The sequence below is a fragment of the Dankookia rubra genome, from assembly GCF_004355005.1.
In the GTDB taxonomy this organism is placed as follows: domain Bacteria; phylum Pseudomonadota; class Alphaproteobacteria; order Acetobacterales; family Acetobacteraceae; genus Paracraurococcus; species Paracraurococcus ruber_A.
The window spans coordinates 40,618-62,922 of sequence record NZ_SMSJ01000001.1 but is presented as its reverse complement, the minus strand read 5'-3'; the positions used below and the strand labels follow the sequence as shown (position 1 = coordinate 62,922).

Annotated in this window: 20 protein-coding genes; 9 read left to right on the top strand and 11 right to left on the bottom strand. The window is 67.5% G+C overall.

Annotated features, from left to right (window positions below; all coding sequences use genetic code 11):
* Positions 1-2: 2 nt before the first annotated feature.
* From E2C06_RS00295 to E2C06_RS00280, 4 genes are all read right to left on the bottom strand, one after another.
* Positions 3-716 carry a hypothetical protein gene (locus E2C06_RS00295; RefSeq protein ID WP_133286577.1) on the bottom strand — a complete coding sequence of 238 codons (714 nt, stop codon included), beginning with the start codon at positions 714-716 and terminating at the stop codon, positions 3-5.
* A 28-nt stretch (positions 717-744) separates the two neighbouring features.
* The gene (locus E2C06_RS00290; protein ID WP_133286576.1) at positions 745-1,989 is read right to left on the bottom strand and encodes a glycosyltransferase family 4 protein; all 1,245 of its coding nucleotides are present in this window, start codon (positions 1,987-1,989) and stop codon (positions 745-747) included.
* Complete coding sequence (locus tag E2C06_RS00285) at positions 1,989-4,133, bottom strand: glycosyltransferase family 2 protein (protein ID WP_133286575.1); 2,145 nt, start codon at positions 4,131-4,133, stop codon at positions 1,989-1,991. The genes E2C06_RS00290 and E2C06_RS00285 overlap by 1 nt, the downstream gene beginning before the upstream one ends.
* 125 nt (positions 4,134-4,258) lie before the next feature.
* Complete coding sequence (locus E2C06_RS00280) at positions 4,259-5,260, bottom strand: NAD-dependent epimerase/dehydratase family protein (protein ID WP_133286574.1); 1,002 nt, start codon at positions 5,258-5,260, stop codon at positions 4,259-4,261.
* Positions 5,261-5,511: 251 nt separating this feature from the next.
* Between E2C06_RS00280 and E2C06_RS40170 the strand changes: the two genes are divergently transcribed.
* Complete coding sequence (locus E2C06_RS40170; RefSeq protein ID WP_277751771.1) at positions 5,512-5,886, top strand: NAD(P)-binding domain-containing protein; 375 nt, start codon at positions 5,512-5,514, stop codon at positions 5,884-5,886.
* Positions 5,862-6,929, top strand: coding sequence for a nucleotide sugar dehydrogenase (locus E2C06_RS00275; protein WP_277751776.1), 1,068 nt, complete (start codon positions 5,862-5,864; stop codon positions 6,927-6,929). The genes E2C06_RS40170 and E2C06_RS00275 overlap by 25 nt, the downstream gene beginning before the upstream one ends.
* Before the next feature lie 86 nt (positions 6,930-7,015).
* Here E2C06_RS00275 and E2C06_RS00270 read toward each other — a convergent pair whose 3' ends face one another.
* Positions 7,016-8,920 (bottom strand): AMP-binding protein, encoded by a 1,905-nt coding sequence (locus E2C06_RS00270; RefSeq protein WP_133286573.1) that lies wholly within the window; start codon positions 8,918-8,920, stop codon positions 7,016-7,018.
* Positions 8,921-9,144: 224 nt separating this feature from the next.
* Between E2C06_RS00270 and E2C06_RS00265 the strand changes: the two genes are divergently transcribed.
* Genes E2C06_RS00265 through E2C06_RS00250 form a run of 4 tightly spaced genes read left to right on the top strand, consistent with a single transcriptional unit; the run spans position 9,145 to position 13,682 of the window.
* The gene (locus E2C06_RS00265) at positions 9,145-9,450 is read left to right on the top strand and encodes a DUF485 domain-containing protein (protein ID WP_133286572.1); all 306 of its coding nucleotides are present in this window, start codon (positions 9,145-9,147) and stop codon (positions 9,448-9,450) included.
* A complete protein-coding gene (locus E2C06_RS00260; RefSeq protein WP_133286571.1) occupies positions 9,450-11,144 on the top strand; it encodes a cation acetate symporter in 1,695 nt (564 codons plus the stop codon). Before E2C06_RS00265 ends, E2C06_RS00260 begins: the two co-directional genes overlap by 1 nt.
* Before the next feature lie 43 nt (positions 11,145-11,187).
* Positions 11,188-13,008, top strand: a complete 1,821-nt coding sequence (locus E2C06_RS00255) for a putative nucleotidyltransferase substrate binding domain-containing protein (RefSeq protein ID WP_133286570.1) — start codon at positions 11,188-11,190, stop codon at positions 13,006-13,008.
* The gene (locus tag E2C06_RS00250; RefSeq protein WP_133286569.1) at positions 13,005-13,682 is read left to right on the top strand and encodes a 3'-5' exonuclease; all 678 of its coding nucleotides are present in this window, start codon (positions 13,005-13,007) and stop codon (positions 13,680-13,682) included. Before E2C06_RS00255 ends, E2C06_RS00250 begins: the two co-directional genes overlap by 4 nt.
* A 59-nt stretch (positions 13,683-13,741) precedes the next feature.
* Here the strand turns inward: E2C06_RS00250 and E2C06_RS00245 are convergent, their stop codons facing one another.
* From E2C06_RS00245 to E2C06_RS00235, 3 genes are all read right to left on the bottom strand, one after another.
* Entirely contained in the window at positions 13,742-15,373 is a 1,632-nt protein-coding gene (locus tag E2C06_RS00245) for an MFS transporter (protein WP_133286568.1), read from the bottom strand.
* Between the two features lie 264 nt (positions 15,374-15,637).
* A complete protein-coding gene (locus tag E2C06_RS00240; protein ID WP_133286567.1) occupies positions 15,638-16,342 on the bottom strand; it encodes a hypothetical protein in 705 nt (234 codons plus the stop codon).
* Positions 16,343-16,573: 231 nt separating this feature from the next.
* Positions 16,574-17,386 carry a ferredoxin--NADP reductase gene (locus tag E2C06_RS00235; RefSeq protein ID WP_133286566.1) on the bottom strand — a complete coding sequence of 271 codons (813 nt, stop codon included), beginning with the start codon at positions 17,384-17,386 and terminating at the stop codon, positions 16,574-16,576.
* Positions 17,387-17,565: 179 nt separating this feature from the next.
* Between E2C06_RS00235 and E2C06_RS37255 the strand changes: the two genes are divergently transcribed.
* The 3 genes from E2C06_RS37255 to E2C06_RS00225 all read left to right on the top strand — a co-directional run bounded on the left by E2C06_RS37255 (position 17,566) and on the right by E2C06_RS00225 (position 19,622).
* Positions 17,566-17,709 (top strand): hypothetical protein, encoded by a 144-nt coding sequence (locus E2C06_RS37255; protein WP_165982119.1) that lies wholly within the window; start codon positions 17,566-17,568, stop codon positions 17,707-17,709.
* 87 nt (positions 17,710-17,796) lie between these two features.
* Entirely contained in the window at positions 17,797-19,014 is a 1,218-nt protein-coding gene (locus tag E2C06_RS00230; protein WP_133286565.1) for an amidase, read from the top strand.
* Between the two features lie 71 nt (positions 19,015-19,085).
* A complete protein-coding gene (locus tag E2C06_RS00225) occupies positions 19,086-19,622 on the top strand; it encodes a GNAT family N-acetyltransferase (RefSeq protein ID WP_133286843.1) in 537 nt (178 codons plus the stop codon).
* A gap of 161 nt (positions 19,623-19,783) precedes the next feature.
* On the opposite strand, the gene urtE is transcribed toward E2C06_RS00225, so the two are convergent.
* The 3 genes from urtE to urtC are packed head-to-tail and all read right to left on the bottom strand — an operon-like array spanning position 19,784 to position 22,278.
* Entirely contained in the window at positions 19,784-20,479 is a 696-nt protein-coding gene (gene urtE, locus E2C06_RS00220; RefSeq protein ID WP_133286564.1) for an urea ABC transporter ATP-binding subunit UrtE, read from the bottom strand.
* A 3-nt stretch (positions 20,480-20,482) separates the two neighbouring features.
* Positions 20,483-21,232 carry an urea ABC transporter ATP-binding protein UrtD gene (urtD, locus tag E2C06_RS00215; protein WP_133286563.1) on the bottom strand — a complete coding sequence of 250 codons (750 nt, stop codon included), beginning with the start codon at positions 21,230-21,232 and terminating at the stop codon, positions 20,483-20,485.
* Positions 21,229-22,278, bottom strand: a complete 1,050-nt coding sequence (gene urtC / locus E2C06_RS00210; protein WP_133286842.1) for an urea ABC transporter permease subunit UrtC — start codon at positions 22,276-22,278, stop codon at positions 21,229-21,231. Before urtC ends, urtD begins: the two co-directional genes overlap by 4 nt.
* Positions 22,279-22,305: the final 27 nt, after the last annotated feature.

Sequence of the window (22,305 nt, the reverse complement as noted above, 5' to 3'; positions counted from 1 at the left end):
GCTCAGCCCAGCCAGCGCAGCGTGGCGGCAGCGAGTGCCCCGGTGGAAATGCAGGCGAGCAGCGCGTAGAGCACGGCCTGCCAGGGGTCGATCCCGGCAGCGGCCGGAGGCGGAGCCAGCACGGTAAGTTCAGCCAGCCGCGTGTCGAGCCGCGTCAGCCAGAGCTCCAGGTGCTGCACGCGGGTCTGCAACGCGTCGATCGCCGGAACCTCGGCCTGCCGCTCGCCGTCCTGCTGGCCGGTCCGTTCACGCAATGCGACCAATTCACGGCGCAGGTCGCGCTGCTCGGCGATGACGCCTTCCATCGTCCGCTGCATCGCGTTGCTGGCCGGCGTCGACTGGCGCGGCAGGCGCACCGCGATCGGATATTCACGGCCGTCATCGCCGAACGCGACCACGGCGAGTTCCGCCAGCCGGTCGCGCCATTCCGGGCGCAGCGGCAGCTCGAAGGCGTGGCAGCCATCGCCAATGCCAGCCTTGGCGAGGTCGGGGCGGGCGCCATCCGCCCGCGCCTCCGCCAGGGTCTCCCCGCCGATGCGCAGCACGACCCGCACGCGGTGGGCCGGATGGCCGAAATCCCAGGCCCAGCCGTAAAGCCGGTCGGGAGTCGCATTGTCGATCACGCCGCGGACGTCGGAGGTGCGGCCCTGGCCGGACCCGGCCTCGGTCAGCCGCTCAGACTCGGGGGCGGCGGCGTCCGGTGTCTGGATCAGCATGATCTCTGCTTCCCTTGCAGCGGGCTCGTCACGCGGCGCGCGCGCCCAGGGTGTCCCGATACAGGTCGAGGTGGCGCAGCGTGGCCGCCTCGATCGTCAGCGGCGGGCGGGTATTCCCGGCCAGCGTTTCCCAGAGCCCCTCGGTCTCGATCGCTCGGCGCATTACCCGTGCCAGGCCGGCCGGGTCTCCGACCGGCGCGTGCAGCCCGTCGACACCGTCGCGCACCATCTCGGCCATTCCGCCGATCTCGCTGCAGATGACCGGTCGGCGGTGCAGGAAAGCTTCCTGGATCACTAGCGGCGCGTTCTCCCACCAGATCGAGGGCACCACGACCCAGTCGACCTGCGCCATCAGCCCAGGCAGCCCGACGGCGTCATAGGGCCCGGTGTGCCGCGCGGCGGGTGCGGCCTCGAGTGCCGTGGAGAAGCCGGCCATGAAGGCATCCGACTGGTACGCGGCGCCGCCATGCAGCGTCACGCCATGCACGATTCCTTCGGCCGAGAGCCGGCGCGAGGCGTCGAGCAGCACCAACCCGCCCTTGAAGCGGTTGACGTGGCCGAAGAAACCAAAGCGGTCGCGCCGGCCGTCGGGTGCCGCGCGACGTGGCACCGCGGGCGGCGCGGCGATGCCGTTCGGCATGACCTGGACTTGCCGCCCCGGATAACCAGCCGCAAGGTAGCGGTCCCGGGCGAAGGCGCTTGGTGTCAGGATGCGGTCGAACTCGCCCAGCACGTCGCGCATCTGCAGCTCGCGCATGACGAAATCGGCGCCGCTGCGGCCAGGGAAGCAGGCTTGGCAGCGATCAAGCGACGGGCCGGCGCAGAGCCGGCCGTCGGTCGTCAGCAGCTGGCCTTCCTGGGCGCAGAGCGGGAAGAAGTCGTGCGCGGTGAAGATGAGCCGGGCCTGCGGCGCGGCCCGGCGGATCAGGTCGACTGTCTCCACCCCAAACTGCAGCAAGTGGTGGACATGCACGATGTCCGGCCGCAGCGCCTCGATCGCCGGAGCGAGCGAAGCAAGCCCGTAGGTATCCGGCTGAGCCAAACCGAAGCGGTCGAAGTGGCCGAGCCAGACCAGCGCCTCGTCCGGCGCGTCGCCGATGCCCTGCAGCAGCGTGCCGGGCCGGCGTTCGCGGTGCGCACCGGTGACGGCGGCGAGGAACATCCCCTCCACGCCGTGCCGGTCGCGCAATTCGCGGAACAGGCCGCGGGCGAAGACCTCGGTGCCGCCCGGCTGCAGGCCGGGATGGTTGTGGCAGAGAAAGAGAACCCGCATCAGCGCCGCTCCGCCCGCGCCTGGCGGGCCATCAGCGCGGCGATCTCGGGCGCCCAGCGGCGGTGGTGCAGGGTGCGGTTGTAGGTGGAGGCAAGGCTCCTGGCGTAGCCGCCATGGTCGCGGATCGACTGCCGCTCGAAGTGGAAGAGCTCGGATTGCGGGATGTAGCCGATCTCCCCGCCGGCGGCGCGCAGGCGCAGGCAGAGGTCGGAATCCTCGTAGTCGCCGATTACATAGTCGGTGCTGATGCCGCCCACCGCCTTCCAGGCTTCGGCGCGGACGCAGAAGGCGGCGCCGGTGATGCCGGGCACCCGGCGGGCGACCTGGGCTGCCGGCCAGTGCCGCGGATGGCCCTTGAAGTAGTGGTCGTTGAACCACTCCGCCTCGCCATCCATCTGTAGGAAATAGAGCCCAGCATGCTGTAGCGAGCCGTCCTCGAACAACAGCTTTGGTCCGACCGCGGCCAACTTCCGCTGCCGCTTCAGCGCCGTGAGCATCGGTGCCAGCCAATTGCGCGTCGCAGGCACGACATCCGAGTTCAGCAGCAGCAGGACCGGCGCGCCCGCTTCCGCGACGCCGGCATGGCAGGCGGCGCCGTAGCCGTGGTTGCGTGGCTGCACGACCAGAACCAATGGCAGGCGATACAGCCGATGCATGCCGCGCAGCATCTGCTCGACCTCGTCGCGCTGCTCGGGGCTGTCCAGCACGTAGATCAGCTCTGCCTCCCGCAGCGCCGGATCGCGGGCGAAGGCGCCGAGCTGGTGCCGCAGGAAGCGCAGGTTGCGATAGAGCGGCACGACCAGGCTGGCGATCGGGGCGCGGGGCGCATCGCCCATCCGGATCACCTCCGGCGCGCCGCGGCCGGCCATGACCAGGGCATGCAGCCGCTCGACCGGCGGGGCGATCGCCCGGGCCATCAGCGCCGCCGTCGCATGCGCCGGGGCGATGGCGCCGAGGATGGCGTCGCGCGCCGCCTGCGGATGCAGCAGGCCAGGCGGGGCGACCAGCGTCATCTCGTCCCCGGTGGTCAGGCCGAGCCGCAGGCGGAACTGCGCTGCAGGGCGGGCGGCGCCCTCCGGCAGGTGCAGGGCGAATCCGGCCTGGCAATCGGCGCCGCCATGCGGGGCAGTGGCAAACTCCTTCACCAGGTCGGGGCGCGGAAAGCGTTGCAGCGCGGCGGGAGCCAATCGCTGCTCGCCATACGGGCCGACCAGGGTGAGGCTGCCGACAAGCCCGAGCGGGTCGCGCAGCCATCCGCGCAGGAAGAGCCCGCCGGCCTGGTCCGGCACCGCCAGGTCAAGGCTGGCGCCGAGGGGGAAGTCCGGCGCGGCGTGCCGGTGCATGGGGAGCGTCGGTTGCAGCAGCTGCTGGTCACGCAACAGGCGCTGCATCGCCGGCTCGACGGCGGCGCGCCGCGCCAGCTCCGCCTGCGCGGCGCGGTGCAGGGCGCGGCCGCGCAGGTCCTTGCCGCGGCCGAGCTGGCCGAGGCTGGGCAGCCGGGGCGGGGCGGGCAGGTGGATCAACGTCCCGCCGCCGGGCGGCAGCAGCCAAGCTTCGTGCGCACCGCAATCCGGCAGGATGGCAGGCCCGTCGGCCAGTACCATGCGATGCATCCGGTGCGGGGCCAGCAGGATATGGACGCCGGGCACGGCATCGCCGGGGAGCGACCAAGCCAAGGCGTCGCGGCCGCAGCGGGCGACGGCCTGCGCCGTCCGTGCGGTGGCGCTTGCCGCAGCGGCCAGGCGGCGGCAGAATTGGGCTAGCTCGGCATCTCCTGCGGCGCGGATGGCGCCCAGCGCCTTGGCGACCAGGAAGCGCAACAGCGCCAACAGAACGCCGGGCTCAGCGCTGCCGAGCAGTGCCTCGGTATCCTCGGCGGCCTCCAGCGTCAGCCGGATCGTCAGCCCCCCCGCGGCGGAGAGCTGCAGCGCGGCATTCGGCACCAGCCCCGGCTGCATTCGCGTCAGCAACACGTGGATGCGGCCTTCCGGCAGGGTGAGGCTCTGCCAGGAGAGCGGCGGCTCCAGCTGCCCGGCCGGGCCGGTCAGCACCGCCTCGACAATGCGGTCAGTGCCTGCGAAATCCGGCAGCGCGAGCAGGACCAGCCGCGGTGACAAGGCGAGCAGGCCGGCGGTTCGCGGCACCGCTTGGGGATGCGGTGCCAGCGGCGGCCTTGCGGCCGTACCGGGAAGAAGTGCTGCCGTCATGCACCTGGATTAGACGGCAGTCATTGCCGATCTCTGGATACTGTGTCCTGCGGCGCGGGCCCTCAGGTGCCGTAGTGCTCGCGGTACCAGGCGACGAAGGCGGCGATCCCGGCCTCGATGCCGGTGGACGGACAATAGCCGGTCAGCGCCTGGAGCAGCGACGTATCGGCCCAGGTCTTCAGCACCTCGCCCGGCTGCATCGGCAGGGAATTGCGGATCGCCTCGCGGCCGCAGGCGCGCTCGATCTCGGCGATGAAGTCGAGCAGCTGCACCGGTTGTGCATTGCCGATATTGACGATTCGGAAGGGACCGGCCTGGCTCAGGCTGTCGCAGGCAGCGACCGGCCGGCCGGCTTCCGGCACGCAGTCCACCAAGCGAAGGATGGCAGTGACCAGGTCGTCCACATAGGTGAAGTCGCGCTCCATCCGGCCGTGGTTGTAGATGTCGATGGTGCGGCCCCGGAGGATCGCATCGGTGAACTTGAAGAAAGCCATGTCCGGCCGGCCCCAGGGCCCGTAGACCGTGAAGAAGCGGAACATGGTGACGGGCTGCCGCCAGAGCGCGGCGTAGGCATGGCCCATCTGCTCGGTCGCCATCTTGGTGGCGGCGTAGATGTTCAGCGGCGAGGCCACTGCATCCGTTTCCTTGAACGGCATCGCGGTATTGGCGCCATAGGCCGAGCTGGTCGAGGCCATCAGCAGATGCTGGACCGGCCGCGCCTTGCAGGCCTCCAGCAGCGCGAAGCTGCCCTGGATATTAGCATGAATGTAGCTCTCGGGATGTTCGAGGGCGTAGCGCACGCCGGCCTGGGCGGCGAGATGGATGACCACCTCCGGTGGCTCGGCCGCCATGACTTCGGCCAGGCGCACGGCATCGGTCAGGTCGAAGAGATGCGAGGTGAAGCCGGGCAGGCGTTCCAGTTGGGCATGCCGCGCCTGCTTCAGCCGGACGTCGTAGTAGGGGACCATCGCATCAATGCCGGCGACGGCATGCCCGGCCTCGAGCAGCCGGCGGGAGACATGGAACCCGATGAACCCGGCGCTGCCGGTGACTAGAACCTTCATTGACCGGCGATCCAAGCTGCAGGCGCCCCAATTAGGCCAGAATGGGGCGGGACGGAATTCGCCCCAACGCATTCCGCATCTTAGCGGAAATCATTGCTTCTTACGAGAAATTTACGCACGAAGAGCCCATCCGTGATTGACGACTCGGGCCCAATGCAGGCCTAGAAAAATATGCCGAATTCAAAACGACACTTATAGAGCCGGCTTGGGTGCACTTGGATGAGTTTGCCGGTTTTACAGGTATTATCCCCGTGCGACCCGGCGCCGGCCTCAAGATGGCCCAAGCCGGCTCTATAGGTATTCAGCATCGAACGGTCGCGGAGCCATCGCCGCCGGACCTCGCCCTGAGCTGGGTCGGCGCCCTGGCGCACCGCTTCGCCACGCGCCGCGCCCAGGTAGCGGTGATAGGCCTCGGCTATGCCGGGCTGCCCATGGCGGTGGCCCTGGCAGAAGCCGGCTTCGTCACGCTCGGCCTGGACCAAGATGCGGCGAAGCTGGCGCGGCTGGAGGCGAGGGAGAGCGGCATGCGGCAGTCGGGCCGCAGGCGCTCGGCGCGGCACTCGATTCCCAGCGCTTCGCGGTCTCCGGCGCCTGGGCACGGCTGGCGGAGGCCGACGCGGTGCTGATCTGCGTGCCGACGCCGCTCGGGCCGGACCGTCACCCGGACCTCTCGGCAGTCGAGGCGGCGGCCCGCTCGCTTGCCTGGCACCTGCGGCCGGGGCAGTTGGTCGTGCTCGAATCCACCACCTGGCCCGGCACGACACGCGACGTGGTGCGGCCGATCCTGGAGTCGACCGGGCTGCGCTGCGGGGTGGACTTCTTCCTGGCCTATTCGCCGGAGCGCGAGGACCCTGGCAATCCCGATTTCCGCACCGCCGGCATCCCCCGCGTGGTCGGCGGCGCCGACGCGAATGCGCTGCACCTGGCCGAGACGCTCTATGGCGCAGCGGTGGAGCGAGTCGTCCCGGTCGGGTCGCTAGAAGCGGCGGAGGCGGTGAAGCTGACCGAGAATGCCTTCCGCGCCGTCAACATCGCCCTGGCGAACGAGCTCAAGCTGGCCTTCGGTGCCATGGGCGTCGATATCTGGGAGGTGGTGGCCGCGGCGGCCAGCAAGCCCTTCGGCTATATGCCCTTCTGGCCGGGCCCGGGGGTGGGCGGGCACTGCATCCCGGTCGATCCGCACTATCTCGCCTGGAAGGCGCGGGCCGCGGGCGTGCCGGCCCGCTTCATCGAACTGGCCGGCGAGATCAACGCGGACATGCCCTTCCACGTGGTGACGGCTATGGAGGCGGCGCTACGAGCGCGGCTGGGCCGCGGCATCGCCGGCAGCCGCATCGTGGTGCTGGGCGCCGCGTACAAACCGGGCATCGAGGACGTGCGGGAAAGCCCGGCGCTGCGGCTGATCGAGTTGATCGAAGCGCAGGGCGGCACGGCGCCCTACCACGACCCGCTGGTGCCGGAGCTGCCCGGCCTGCCGGACCATGCCACCCTGGCGGGGCGGCGGTCGCTGCCCTGGGCGGCGGTGCTGGAATGCGACGCTGCGCTGATCGTCACCGACCATGACGGCGTCGATTATGCCGGGCTTTGTGCCGCGATGCCGCTGGTGGTCGATACGCGCGATGCCTGCGCCCGCCGCGGCCTGCGTGGCCCCGGCATCGTCAAGGCCTGAACCGGGCTCCCTCCGCCGTCACTCTGGGCTTCCGCAGGCTGTAGAGGATCACCCCTGCCGGTGACGCAGCCCTGCCGGCATCCGTCCTACCGCACGATGCCGCGCAGCGCGCCTTCCACGTCGGCGAGGATGCTGGCGTCGTCGATGGTCGGCGGCACCACGTAGTCCTCGCCATCGGCGATCTTGCGCAGCGTCGCGCGCAGGATCTTGCCGCTGCGGGTCTTCGGCAGGCGCGCCACCACACGGGCATCCTTGAAGGCGGCGACGGGTCCGATCCGTTCGCGCACCAGGCCGACCAGTTCTTTGCAGATCGCGGCATCGCCCTTGGCGACGCCCGACTTCAGCACCACGAGGCCGAGCGGCACCTGGCCCTTCAGGCTGTCCTTGATGCCGACCACGGCGCATTCCGCGACGTCCGGATGGCCCGCCAGCACCTCCTCCATAGCGCCGGTGCTGAGGCGGTGGCCGGCGACGTTGATGATGTCGTCGGTGCGGGACATGACCGATACATAGCCGTCCGCATCCACCACCCCGGCGTCGGAGGTATTGTACCAGCCGGGATAGGTCTCGGTATAGGACTCGCGGAAGCGGTCGTCGGCCTGCCAGAGTGTCGGCAGACAGCCTGGCGGCAGCGGCAGGTGGATCGCCAGGGTGCCGCTCTGACCCGGAGGCAGCCGCTGCCCGGCTTCGTCCAGCGCCGCCACGTCGTAGCCGGGGGAAGCCTTGCCGCCGCTGCCGAAGCGCGCCGGGAACAGGCCGAGGCCACGGAAATTGCCGCTGATTGCCCACCCCGTCTCGGTCTGCCACCAATGGTCTATGACCGGTTTGCCGAGCATCGCCGCACACCACTCGGCAGTCGGCGGGTCGCAGCGTTCGCCCGCGAGGAACAGCGCCTCAAGCTTCGAGAGGTCGTGCTGAGACAGCAGCCTGCCATCTGGGTCGTCCCGCTTGATCGCGCGGATCGCGGTCGGCGCGGTGAACATCGCCTTGACGCCGTGCTGGGCGCAAACCCGCCAGAAGGTGCCGGCATCCGGGGTGCCGACCGGCTTGCCTTCAAACAGCACCGTGGTCGCACCGGTCAGCAGCGGTGCATAGATGATGTAGGAATGCCCGACGACCCAGCCGACATCGGAGGCGGTGAACATCACCTCGCCAGGCTCGATGCCGTAGAGCATGGCCATGGAGTTGCGCAGTGCGACGGCATGCCCGCCGTTGTCGCGCACCACGCCCTTTGGCTTGCCCGTGGTGCCGCTAGTATACAGGATATACAACGGGTCGGTCGCGGCGACAGAAACGCAGGCGGCAGGCGCTGCGGTGACTTCGGCCGCCAGCCAGTCCTCGTCGCGGCCTGCGAGCAGCTCGGCCACGGCCTGTTCGCGTTGCAGCACCAGCACAGCGTTCGGCTTGTGCGGCGACAGAGCGATGGCCGCGTCCAGCAGCGGCTTGTAGGCGACGACGCGCCCGGGCTCGAGCCCGCAGGAGGCCGCCAGGATCACCTTCGGCTTGGCATCCGCGATGCGCGCCGCAAGCTCGGCCGCGGCGAAGCCGCCGAAGACCACCGAATGCACCGCGCCGAGCCGGGCGCAGGCCAGCATGCCGATCGCCGCTTCAGCCACCATTGGCATGTAGAGCACGACGCGGTCGCCAGCGCCGACGCCGCGAGCGGCCAGCGCGCCGGCAAGCCTCGAGACCCGGTCGAGCAGCGCAGCATAGCTCAGCGTCTCGACCCGTCCGGTCATTGGGCTGTCCCAGATGATGGCAGGCTGCGCACCGCGGCCGGCGGCGACATGGCGGTCGACGGCGTTGTGGCAGGTATTCAGGCGGGCATCCGGGAACCAGCGGCCATAGGGGCCGGATGCAGGGTCAAAGATCCGCTGCGGCACGCGGTCCCAGTCGATGCGCCTGGCCGCTGCCGCCCAATAGCGTTCCGGGTCTGCCTGCCAAGCGGCGTAGGTGGCTGCGTATTGGCTCGAGCCGTCGCTGGTTTGCATGTATGCCTCCCGGGTTGCCCCCCGGCAAACTGGCAAGGCCCGGCACAGGCCGCAAGCCGCTGCGGGGGCAAGGCGACGTATCCCGAAGCGATGGGACTGGCGCGTCCTGCGCGGGGCGGTTAGGCGAGGCCCGCTGACGCTGCATTGCGCTGGATCAATACGCCGGCGATGGCGCCCAGCCTATGCTGCAATGCACCTAAACTAGCCGCCAGGGAGGACTTGACGTGGCAACATCGGAACAGGACCGTATTCTCGGCAATCCGAAATTCCAGGAACTCGTGCGCACCCGCTCCAGCTTCGCCTGGACCCTCGCCGCGGTCATGCTGGCGATCTACCTCGGGTTCATCTTCCTGGTGGCTTTCGCGCACGATCTGATGGCGGCGAAGGTGGGCGGCGGGGCAACCTCGGTCGGCATCGTGCTCGGCCTGATCGTCATCGTCTCCGCCTTCCTGCTCACCGGCATCTATGTGCAGCGCGCCAATGGCCGCTTCGATGCGCTGACCCGCGACCTGCAGAAGGACATCGCCTGATGCGCCGCCTCACTCTCGCGACGGGGGCCGGCCTCGTCGCTTTCCTCGGAACGCATGCGGTGGCCTGGGCGGCCGGCGCGGTCGACGGCGCGGTGGACAAGCAGGGGCTGAACATCGCCGCCATCGCTATGTTCTTCCTCTTTGTCATCGGCACCCTGTTCATCACCTATCGCGCCGCTGCCTCGACCAAGTCGGCGGCGGATTTCTACGCGGCGGGCGGCGGCATCACCGGATTCCAGAACGGCTTGGCGATCGCCGGCGACTATATGTCCGCGGCCTCCTTCCTCGGCATCTCGGGCCTCGTCTTCGCCTCCGGCTTCGACGGGCTGATCTACTCGATCGGCTTTCTGGTGGGCTGGCCGATCGTGCTCTTCCTGATCGCCGAACGGCTGCGTAACCTCGGCAAGTTCACCTTCGCCGACGTCGCCTCCTTCCGGCTCGACCAGACGCAGATCCGCATCCTGTCGGCGACCGGGACGCTGGTGGTGGTGGCCTTCTACCTGATTGCCCAGATGGTCGGCGCGGGGAAGCTGATCCAGCTGCTCTTCGGCCTCGATTACCTCTATGCCGTCGTCATCGTCGGCGCGCTGATGATCGTCTACGTCGCCTTCGGCGGCATGAAGGCGACCACCTGGGTGCAGATCATCAAGGCCTGCCTGCTGCTCGGCGGTGCCACCTTCATGGCCTTCATGGTCATGCTCCATTTCGGCTTCAGCCCGGAGGCGATGTTCGCCGAGGCGGTGAAGGTGCACCCGAAGGGCGATGCCATCATGGCGCCCGGCGGCATGGTCGCCGACCCGGTTTCCGCCATTTCGCTGGGTCTGGCGTTGATGTTCGGTACCGCCGGCCTGCCGCATATCCTGATGCGCTTCTTCACCGTCTCCGACGCCAAGGCGGCACGGAAGTCGGTGTTCTACGCCACCGGCCTGATCGCCTACTTCTACATCCTAACCTTCATCATCGGCTTCGGCGCCATCACCTTCCTCATGGTGGACCCGGGCTACTACGCGGCCGGCCCAGGTGGCGTGATTAACAAGATCACCGGTCTGCTGGGCGGCACCAACATGGCGGCGGTCCACCTGGCGAACGCGGTCGGCGGCAGCCTCTTCCTCGGCTTCATCTCGGCGGTCGCCTTCGCCACTATCCTTGCGGTTGTTGCCGGCCTGACGCTTTCAGGCGCCTCGGCGGTCAGCCACGACCTTTATGCCGAGGTCATCGCCCGCGGCCGCACCAACGAGAAGAAGGAGGTCAACATTTCGAAGATCTCCGCCGTGGTGATCGGCATCGTCGCCATCATCCTCGGCTACGTCTTCGAGAACCAGAACGTCGCCTTCATGGTGGGCCTGGCCTTCGCCGTCGCGGCGAGTTGCAACTTCCCCGTCCTGCTGATGAGCACGATGTGGAAGGGCTGCACCACCCGCGGCGCCATGGTCGGCGGCTTCCTCGGCCTTTTCTCGGCGGTGGCGATGGTGGTCCTGTCGAAGGCGGTCTGGGTGCAGACGCTGGGCAACAAGACGGCCCTCTTCCCCTACGACAATCCGGCGCTGTTCTCGATGACCATCGCCTTCGTCGGCATCTGGGCGGTCTCGAAGCTGGACAGCAGCGCCCGGGCCAGGAGCGAGCTGGCCTCCTACGACGCGCAGTATGTGCGGTCGGAAACCGGGATCGGCGCCGCCTCGGCGCATATCCACTGAGACGCGGCGGGCGACCGGGCAACCGGTCGCCCGCATCACGCCGATGCCAAGCGCCTTCGATGCCAGCAACCCACCCTTCGATCGCCTCACGCAGGAGGAGATTGGCGAACTCCGCGCCGCCCTCGACATCGCCTATCTGCGGCCGGGCGAGGCGGTGCTCATCCCGGGCCAGAAGTCCGAGCACCTCCACGTCGTCATCAAGGGTTCCATCGAGGTCCGCGACGGCGGCACCCTCAACGCCGTGCTCGGCCCGAAGGACGCCTTCGACAGCCGAGCCCTGGTGCACGGCGCAGCCGGCGAGGACTTCATTGCCACCGAGGAGACGCTCTGCTACCTCATCCCGCGCGGCGTCGTCCTCAACCTCATCTCCCGCAATGCCGGCTTCGCCGCCTTTTTCTACTCCGAGGTCTCCGCCAAGCTCGACGCCTTCGCTCGTGCCCATCGGCAGGAGGGCATGGAGAGCGTGCTGCGCGCCCGCGTCCGGGAGGCCAGCCGCGGACCAGCCGTCATGGTGCCGGGCGATGCGACGCTTGCCGAAGCTGCGGCGCGCATGCAGGAGGCCAGCATCAACGCTGCCTATGTGCGGGAGGATGGGCGGATCGGCGTTGTCACCGGCATGAACCTGGCCAAGGCGGTGCTGCTGAAGCAGCTGCCGCTCGACACGCCGGTGCGGCAGGTCTGCCACTTCGACGTCATCGCCGTCGACGCCGAGGATTTCATCTTCGAGGCGCTGCTGCTGATGACCCGGCACGACAGGCGCCGCGTCGCGGTACGGACCGCGGGCGAGTTCACCGGCTTCCTTGAGGACATCCATATCCTCGGCCTAGTCGCCGGTAATTCGCAGCTCATCCCCGGCCGCATCGATCGTGCCCGCAACGTGGCGGACCTTGCCGCCCCGGCGCAGGATATTCAGGGCCAGGTCGAGCGGCTACATCGCCAGGGCGTCAAGGTGGAGCAGATCGCCGAGATCACCTCCGATCTCAACCGGCGGCTCTTCGTCAAGCTGTTCGACCTGTTGGCGCCGCCCGCCATCCGCAAACATGGCTGCCTGATGATCATGGGCTCGGAGGGCCGCGGCGAGCAGACCGTGCGGACCGACCAGGACAACGGGCTGCTGCTGGACGGGCCAGTGCCGGCGGCGGAGTTGACGCGGTTTCGCCAGGATTTCTCCGGCGCCCTGGCCGACTTCGGCTTCCCGCCCTGCCCGGGCGACGTCATGGTCCGCAACCCGCTCTGGTCGCAGCCGCTGGACGGGCTGCTGCGGCAGCTCCGGCTCTGGATCATGGACCGCACGCCGGAAGCGGCGATGAACCTTGCGATCTTTTTCGATGCGGTTGCCGTCACCGGCCGGACCAGCCTGCTGGCCGAGGCGAAGCACGCCCTGGCCGAGATGATGCGCGGCGAACGCGCGCTGATCGCCCGCTTCGCCAACTTGGTCGAGAGCTTCGAGACGCCCGGCCTCGGCGCGTTCTCGGCCCTGATGGAAAAGGTCGGGGTCGCCGCCGACGCAATCGACATCAAGAAGGCCGGCATCTTTCCGATCGTGCATGGCATGCGCGCGATGGCGATGGACCGCGGCATTATGGCGACCTCGACCGCTGGGCGGATCGAGGCGCTGGTCGCCGCCGGCGCCTTCAGCGCGGCCTTCGGGCAGGAGTTGCTTTCGGCGCTGCGCGTCTTCATGGAATACCGGCTGCGGGCGCAGCTGGAAGCCGTACGGCGCGGTGTGCTGGAAACGGAGGCGCTGGTTCTGCCAGGCAGCCTCTCGCCGGCCGACCGCGACATCCTGCGCGACGCGCTCCGCATCGTCCGGCAATTCCGAGAGACGCTGCGGTCCCGCTACAACTTGGCTGCCTTCGGATGAGCCGCGGCGCGCTGTGGCGGCTGTTCTACAGAGCCTCGCTCGGCGACCATGCCTACAAGTTCCTCTTCGAGCCGGGGCCGCCGGATGAGGCAGTGGCGCTTGACTGCGAGACCACCGGACTCGATCCGCGGCACGACGACATCGTGGCGGTCGCCGCTGTACGCATCCGCGGCAACCGCATCCTGACCAGCGAGCGCTTCGAGGCTTTCGTCAGGCCGGAGGACAGCCAAGCCGGCGCGGAGTCGATCAAGGTGCACCGCATCCGCCAGCGCGACGTGGCGGATGCCCTGCCGATGCGGAAGGTTCTGCCGGACCTGCTTCGCTTCATCGGTGGCCGGCCGCTGGTCGGCTACTACATCGATTTCGATGTCCGCATGCTGGACAAGTATGCAATGGACCTGATCGAGGTGAAGCTGCCCAATCCGCAGATCGAGGTCAGTGGGATGTACTACGATCGCAAGTATGGCAATGCGCCGCCCGGGACGGTCTTCGACCTGCGCTTCGATAACATTCTGAAGGACCTCGGCATTCCGCCCTTGGCGGCGCATGACGCGCTGAACGACGCGGTGATGGCGGGGATGGCCTACCTCGCGCTGCGCGACATGAAGGCGCGCGGTGTCCGCATCCGGCGGGATCGGATGGGGCAGGGGCCGCCGCCGCCGACTGGCGGGTGAAGGGCATGAGAAAAGGCGCCGGGGTTACCCCCGGCGCCTTCCTTGTTCGACTGGTCCAACTACGCCCTGTCTTCGGCGTAGATATCCACGTCCTTGGTTTCCGGCACGAAGAGCACGCCGATGACCACCGTCGCCACGGCGATCACAATCGGATACCAGAGCCCGAAATAGACGTCGCCGGTCTGCGCGATCATGGCGAAGGACGTCGCCGGCAGCAGACCGCCAAACCAGCCATTCCCGATGTGGTAGGGCAGCGACATCGAGGTGTAGCGGATCCGCGTCGGGAAGAGTTCCACCAGCGCCGCGGCGATCGGGCCGTAGACCATGGTCACGTAGATGACCAGGATGGTCAGGATCCCGACCAGCACTGCCGGCTGCTCGCGGAAGATGTCGAAGGGGTTCGACATCTTGACGACCGTCGGGTTGGACGCCGCCGGGTAGCCGGCCGCGGTCAGTGCCTTCCCGAGGTCAGTGGCGAAGGTCGGGCTATTGGCCGGGATGAGTTCGCCACCTTGGATGCGGACCGCGGCAACCGCGCCTGGTGCGTTCTCGACGGAGTAGTTGACCGAGGCGCGGGCCAGGGCGGCTTTGGCGATGTCGCAGGGTTGGGTGAACTTCGCCGTGCCAGTCGGATTGAACTGGAAGGAGCACGCGGACTGGTCGGTCACCACCTGAACCGAGATCTCGCTATGGGCCTTGGACAGGGCCGGATTGGCCTCGTGGCTCATCAGCTTGAACAGCGGGAAGTAGGTCAGCGCAGCCAGCAGGCAGCCGCCGAGGATGATCGGCTTGCGGCCGATCTTGTCGGACAGCCAGCCGAACAAGACGAAGCCACCCGAGCCCAGCAGCAGCGACCAAGCTATCAGCATGTTGGTGGTGAAGGGATCGACTTTCAGCACCGTGCCCATGAAGAACAGTGCATAGAACTGGCCGGTGTACCAGACCACTGCCTGACCCATGACCAGGCCAAGCAGGGCAATGATGGCGACCTTGGCGTTCTTCCACTGGCCGAAAGCTTCGGAGATCGGCGCCTTCGAATGGGTGCCCTCCGCTTTCATCTTCTTGAAGGCTGGGCTTTCCTCCATCTGTAGGCGGATCCAGACGGAGATGCCAAGCAGGGCGATCGACAGCAGGAACGGCACGCGCCAGCCCCAGGCCTTGAAGGCGTCCGGGCCCACCGCGACCTGGGTAAACAGGATGACCAGCAGCGACAGGAACAGGCCGGCCGTGGCGGTGATCTGGATGAACGAGGTGTAGAAGCCGCGCCGGCCGTGCGGCGCATGTTCCGCCACATAGGTCGCCGCGCCGCCGTACTCGCCGCCAAGCGCCAAGCCCTGCAGCAAGCGCAGCACGATCAGCACGATTGGCGCTAAGATGCCGATGCTGTCTGAGGTCGGCAGGATGCCCACCACGAAGGTGCTGCCGCCCATGATCAGGATGGTGACGAGAAAGGTATACTTGCGCCCGACCAGGTCACCGAGCCGGCCGAAGACCAGTGCGCCGAATGGGCGCACCAGGAAGCCCGCTGCAAATGCCAGCAGGGCGAAGATGTTGCGGGTGCTCTCCGGGAACTGGCTGAAGAAGTTGGCGCCGATGACGGCAGCCAGAGACCCATAAAGATAGAAGTCGTACCACTCGAACACCGTGCCGAGCGAGGAGGCCAGGATGACCTTTCTTTCCTCGGGGCTCATGGGAGGGGTCTTGTCGTCGGTTTTCATTGTAGCCGCTTGGCTGGCCATTCCTCGCCCCTGTCAACGATCTTATGCCTTGCGCTGCCACGGCGACCATCCCTTTCACCGGACCCGGCGTCCGGCACAATTTCAGGACATGCCTGCCACGGCAAACGTAGGAATGAGCGTCAATCAGAACGGTGATGCACCGTCAATCCGATTTCAGCAAACAGGATAGAAATAACAACGCGAGCAATGTTCCTGGATGGCAGAGCAGGCTTCTGCCTAATCGAACCGGACGCTGACGCGGCCGAGCCGGCCGAAGGAGGCATGCAAGTCGAGCCCAGTCTCAGGTTCCAGCGATTCGCCCAGCGGCACCACCAGGAAGGAGCCGCGCGGCAGCCCGCCGGCCCGGCGCGCCGCGAGCGCCGCCGCCATCAGTGCCTCCTCCAGGTCGACTTCCTCGCCGCGTCGCCAAGTTCCGGTCGGGGCGAGGGAGATCCGCAGGCGCATCGGCGGCATCCGCTTCGCCCTGCCTAGTATTATGAAGCCGAGCCCGGCAAGGTCTGCCGCGGCCAGGGCACCTGTCGAGGGCGGCTCGGGAAGGCGCCAGCTGGCAACATCGACGGCGGGGTGCAGGGCGGCAAAATTCGGCGTCTCGTCGCCGCGCCGGGGCAGGTCTTCAGCCAGTTCCCCGACCACTGCGGCGCTGGCACGCGGATGCCGCAACATCGACATGGATACGCTTGCGCCTTCCTTGAGCAGTCGCTCTTCCAACACCGGGCCAGGAACTGGCCGGCTGTGGGTAGGATTGGTCAGGCGCAGGCCACAGGTGGAAAGATCCAGCATGTCGAGGACCCGCGCGGCGATCCGCTGGCCGTCTAGCATGCTGCGCGGCGTTGCAAAGGCGGGCAATGGCGCCCCCGAATCACCGGATTTCACCGCGTCCGCCAGCCATCTTGCTGCGCCGTCGCGCAGGGCTGCATCCATCGGTCGTCCTTTCCCAGTGATGGCGCCTGCGACAGCGCCCAGCACCGGGCCCTGGGATACCTCACCCAGCCGCATGCGGTACAGATGCTGGCACGCAACCGATCCCGAAGCCCTTCCCGCCAAACGAAACCGTGATTGATACAACTCGGTCCCGTTGGGTCCGCCTTGAATGGCGTGGCCATGCGGACGGCGGTGTTGCGGGCTACTGGAGAAGCCCGGCTGAGGTCGCCACTATTTTGTAACGAACGCCTTTTCGACCACGTAAGTGCCGGGCTCGCTGTTCGAGCCCTCGGTGAATCCGCGGGCTTCGAGCAGCGCCTTCACGTCGGCATTCATCGCCTCCGAGCCGCAAAGCATAACCCGGTCGTGCTCGGGCGAGAGGGGCGGAAGGCCCAGATCGGCGCATGCCTTGCCGCTCTCGAGCAGAGTGGTGACCCGGCCCTGAGTCGGGAAAGCTTCCCTGGTCACGGTCGGATAGTACAACAGCTTGCCCTGCAGCATCTCGCCAAGGAACTCATGCGCCGGAAGGTCATTTCCGATATAGTCATGGTAGGCAAGCTCCTTGACCTCTCGCACCCCGTGCATGAGCACGACATGCTCATAGCGCTCGTAGACTTCGGGTTCGCGGATCAGCGACATGAAAGGGGCGAGGCCCGTACCGGTCGAAACCATCCAGAGCGTCTTGCCGGGCAACAGGTTCTCAATCAGCAAGGTGCCGGTCGGCTTCTTGCCGATCAGCACCGTGTCGCCAGCCTTGATATGCTGAAGACGAGAGGTCAGCGGGCCGTTCTGCACCTTGATGGAAAGGAATTCGAGTTCCTCGTCCCAGGGCGGACTGACCATGGAATAAGCCCGCACCAGCGGTTTGCCGTCGACCATTAAGCCAATCATGGCGAACTGCCCGGCGACGAAGCGAAGCGCTGGATCGCGCGTGCAGCGGAATGAGAACTGCTTGTCGGTCCAGTGATGGACCCAGGTCACCCTCTCGCCGAAGAAGGCGGGCGGGATGGCGGGCTTTGCGGCGGCAAGGGGAAGGGCGTCCATGGCCGACCTAGATGCGGAACTGTGCGCCGCAGTGCAACAGGTGATGGCGCAATCCTGCCTTGCGTCGGTATCGCTCGGTGTCGGGCGCCGTCGGAAGTCTCGCGAACTATCACTTCCATGGGCAATAAATTGCTGTTAGGTTAAAATATATCCACTTAAGGGAGGCAGTCGTGCCCGCCATGGAATTGACCGAGGTTGTCGCCTGGGCATTGATTATGGGCGGTGTCGCTTTCGCGGCGCTGGAGCGGTGGGGCGGCCTGCCTGCCGCTGCGGTGACCGCCACCCTCGCAGCGTTGGCCACCAAAACGGTACTGCTGGGCTGACCGGCGGGCCGCAGCGGCGCTCGGCAACCATTTTACTTGGCAGCGGAGTTGCAACATCCTGCCACCTACAGGCGGGATGGAAAGACGATGGCCGAAGCTCGGGATTCTGGCGACCTGACCGACACGGTGGGCGCTTTCGTGCCGGGGCCGAGGGTGGAACGCCCGGGCGCCGCCATCGGCGCGCTGGCCGGCCTCGCTTTCGCGGTGAAGGACCTTTACGACGTCGCCGGCACGCCGACGACCTATGGCAACCCCGATTGGGCCCGCACCCATCCCGTCGCCGCCGCCACGGCACCGGTGGTTCAGGCGCTGCTCCAAGCCGGCGCTTTCCTGCGCGGCAAGACCAAGACGGTTGAGCTCGCCTATGGGCTCACCGGGGAGAACGTCTGGCACGGCACGCCGGTGAACCCCGCGGCACCGGACCGGTTCCCGGGTGGCTCCTCCTGCGGCTCGGCGGCCGCGGTCGCCGCCGGCCTGGTCGATTTCGCCATGGGATCGGATACCGGCGGCTCGGTCCGCATCCCAGCCAGCTATTGCGGCGTCTTCGGGATCCGCCCCACCTGGGGTGCGGTCAGCCTGGCCGGCGCCTGCGGCCTCGGCCCCAGCTTCGACACGGCCGGCTGGTTCGCCACCCGGGCCGGCGTGCTGGCTCAGGTCGGCGACGTGCTGCTGCCGGAGGACAGCGCGCCCGGCGCCAGCCTGGGCCCCTTGCTGAAGGTCGAGGAAGCCTGGATCAACGCGCTGCCCTCGACCGTGCTGGCATTGGCTGGGCCGCTGCAGGCAGTGGAGAAAATGCTCGGCCGCGCCACGCAAATCGACTTGGTTCCGGAAGGGTTGGCCACCCTATACGAGAGCTTCCGCTGCGCGCAGGCTGAGGAAGCCTGGGCGACGCTCGGCAGCTGGGTCACCGCCGCGAAGCCGAGCTTCGGTCCCGGCGTGCAGGAACGCTTCGATGCCGCCCGTACCATGCCGCCGGAGAAGGCCGCTACCGGGCGGGCCTTTCGGCGCATCTTCCAGGCGCGAATACGGGCGTTGCTCGCCGGCGGCGCGGTGCTCGTCTACCCGACCAGCCCGGCCGCGGCGCCGAAACTGACTGCGACTTTGGCGGACCAGAATGCGGTGCGAGAGCTGACCATGGGAGTCGGCGCGATCGCCGGCTTGGCCGGGCTCTGTGAGATTTCCATTCCGGCGGGCCGGGATGGCGGCGCCCCGGTCGGCCTTTCGCTGGTCGCCGCGCCGGGCCGGGATCGCGCCCTGCTGGCCCTGGCGGCGCGGCTGGCCGAAACGATGGGCCTGCCCGGCTGACGCGCTTGTCGCTGGGGAAGCAGGCCGCTACAGCTTCCCTAACATGGGCTGATCAGTACGAGGACGCTTGCATGCACATCCGCGACGCCGTGGTGGCCGACCTTCCGGCCATCACCGCCATCTACGCGCATCATGTGCTGCATGGCACCGGCACCTTCGAGGAAGTGCCGCCGACCGAGGCAGAAATGGCGGCGCGCTTCACCGAAGGCAAGGCGCGCGGCTGGGCCTGGCTGGTGGCGGAGGGCGAAGGCCTTCCCGGTGAGGCGCCCGGGCTGATCGGTTATGCTTATATCGCGCAGTTCCGCAACCGCTCAGCCTACCGCTTCGCTGCGGAGAACAGCGTCTATGTGCGGAATGATGTCCGCGGCATGGGGGTGGGCAAGGCGCTGGTCGCGGTGCTGATCAAACGGGCCGAGGCGGCCGGGTTCCGGCAGATGTTCGCGGTAATCGGCGACAGCGACAATGTCGGTTCGATCGGCCTGCACCTCTCGCTGGGCTTCCAGCGTGCCGGTGTCCTGAGGGCGGCCGGGGTGAAATTTGGACGCTGGTTGGACGTTGTGTTTATGCAGCGCAGCATCGGTGTCGGCGATCGCGACGTTCCGGAGTGACGTCAAGGTACAGCTGGGAAGGGAAAGGTACTCGCGTCGCAAGCCCCACCCTTCTTTTTTTTGAGTCGGCGGCCAACGTGCGGAAGTAGCCGACCGAGAGTAGGTTCTGGGGCGATTCCTGCTTGCCTGGCTTACCTGATAACCAACTGTCGGACGGCATCTCAGACAGTCAACAGCCGCCGCACCGCCTCGTCATCCAGCTCGTCGACCGGGCCGCCCAGCGCCACCTCGCCGCGGACCATGACGGCGATGCGATCGGCTAATTCGCGCGCGAATTCGTAGTATTGCTCTACCAGTACAACGGCGAAATTTTTCTCCCGCGCCAGCAGCCGGATGACCCGGGCAATATCCTTGATGACGCTGGGCTGGATGCCCTCGGTCGGCTCGTCGAGGATGAGCAGGCGCGGTCGCGCGGTCAGCGCTCGGGCGATCGCCAGCTGCTGCTGCTGGCCGCCCGAGAGGTCGCCGCCGCGCCGCCTGAGAAACTGCTTGAGAATGGGGAAAAGCGCGTAAATCTCCTCCTCCGGCACCCTGCTGCCCTTGGGGGCTGCGGCGAGCGCGGTCTCCATGTTCTCCTGGACGGTGAGGAAGGGGAAGATCTCGCGTCCCTGTGGCACGTAGCCGATGCCAGCGCGGGCCCGGTCGGCCGGCGCCAGTCCGGCGATGTTCCGGCCATCCCACATGATCCGGCCGGACTGGACGCGTTCCAGCCCGACGATCGCCCGCATCAAGCTGGACTTGCCGACCCCATTGCGGCCCAGCACGCAGGTGATCCTACCGGGATCGGCTTCCAGCGAGACGCTGCGGAGGCAGCGGGAGGCGCCATAGGAGAGATCGATGGTCTCAACGCGAAGCATCCGTCAACGTCCCAAGTAGACTTCGATGACCCGCGGGTCGCTCTGGACATGGTCGATGCTTCCTTCGGACAGCATGGTCCCCTCACAGAGCACCGTCACCTTGCTGCCGAGCGCGCGGACGAACTCCAGGTCGTGCTCCACCACCACCACGCTGCGCGCGCCGGCGATGCGGACCAGCAGCGCGGCGGTATGCTCGGTTTCCTGGTCCGTCATGCCGGCCACCGGCTCGTCCACCAGCAACAGCTCGGGATCCTGCATCAGCAGCATGCCGATCTCGAGCCACTGCCGCTGGCCATGGCTCAGCACGCCGGCACGGTCGTGGGCGCGGGCACCGAGCCCGACCTCCTCCATCACCCCCTCGATCTTCCGCCGCGCTTCGCCGGTCAGGATCCAGCGCAGGCAGGCGAAGGGGCCACGCGGCGCCTTCAGAGCCAACTCCAGGTTCTCGAAGACCGTCAACGCGTCGAACATCGTCGGCTTCTGGAATTTCCGCCCGATGCCGAGATTGGCGATCGTCGCCTCGTCCAGCTTCGTCAGGTCGTGCTGGTGGAAGCGGACGGTGCCTTCGGTCGGCCGGGTTTTGCCGGTGATGACGTCCATCATCGTGGTTTTGCCAGCACCGTTGGGACCGATGATGGCGCGAAGCTCGCCCGGCTCGACGAAGAGCGACAGGTTGTTCAGCGCCTTGAAGCCGTCGAAGACGACGGAGACGCCATCGAGGTAGAGGACCGGATTGCCGCTGCCGCCGCTCATGACTTCGCCTTCGAGAAAAGGCCAATCAGGCCGCGCGGCAGGAACAGGGTGACCGCCACGAACAACCCGCCGAGGGCGAAGAGCCAGAGGTCGGGGGCCACGGTGGTCAGCCAGGTCTTCAACGCATTGACCGAAAAAGCGCCGAGTACCGCCCCGACCAGCGTGCCGCGGCCCCCGACCGCGACCCAGATCACGGCCTCGATCGAGTTGCCCGGGCTGAACTCGCCGGGATTGATGATGCCGACCTGGGGCACATAGAGTGCGCCGGCGAGTCCGGCGAGCACCGCCGAAAGAACGAAAACGAAGAGTTTGTGCTGCGTCACGTCGTAGCCGAGGAAGCGCACCCGGCTTTCGGCGTCGCGGATCGCCACCAGCACCCTGCCAAGCTTCGACTGCGCGACGCGGGTGCAAAGAAAGAAGGCGACAACCAGCAGCACGAGCGAGGCATAGAAGAGCACGGCGCGGGCATTCGCCGTGTTCAGCGACATGCCCAACAATTCCTTGAAATCGGTGAAGCCATTGTTGCCGCCGAAACCCATGTCATTCCGAAAGAAGGCGAGCATCAGCGCATAGGTCATCGCCTGGGTGATGATCGAGAGATAGACCCCGGTGATGCGGCTGCGGAAGGCGAGATAGCCGACCACCAGTGCCAGTAGGCCCGGTACCGCCATGGCCATGAACAGCGCATAGGGGAAGCTGTCGAAGCCTAGCCAATACCAGGGCAATTCCTTGTAGCCGAGAAAGACCATGAAGTCCGGAAGGGTCGGATGGCCGTAGACACCGCGGGTGCCGATCAGCCGCATCAGGTGCATGCCGATGGCATAGCCGCCGAGCGTGAAGAACGCGCCGTGCCCGAGCGAGAGGATGCCCGCATAGCCCCAGGCCAAGTCGATCGCCAAGGCCAGGATGGCATAGGTGATCCACTTGCCGGTGATGCTGATGAGGAAATCCGAGACATGCAGCGCGCTGTCGGCCGGCAGCCGGTTCAATGCCGGCATGACCGCCAGCACGAGCAACGCACCCAGCAAAACAAACCGCAGCGTCATGCGCCCGGCGCCACCGGGCAGCGGGGA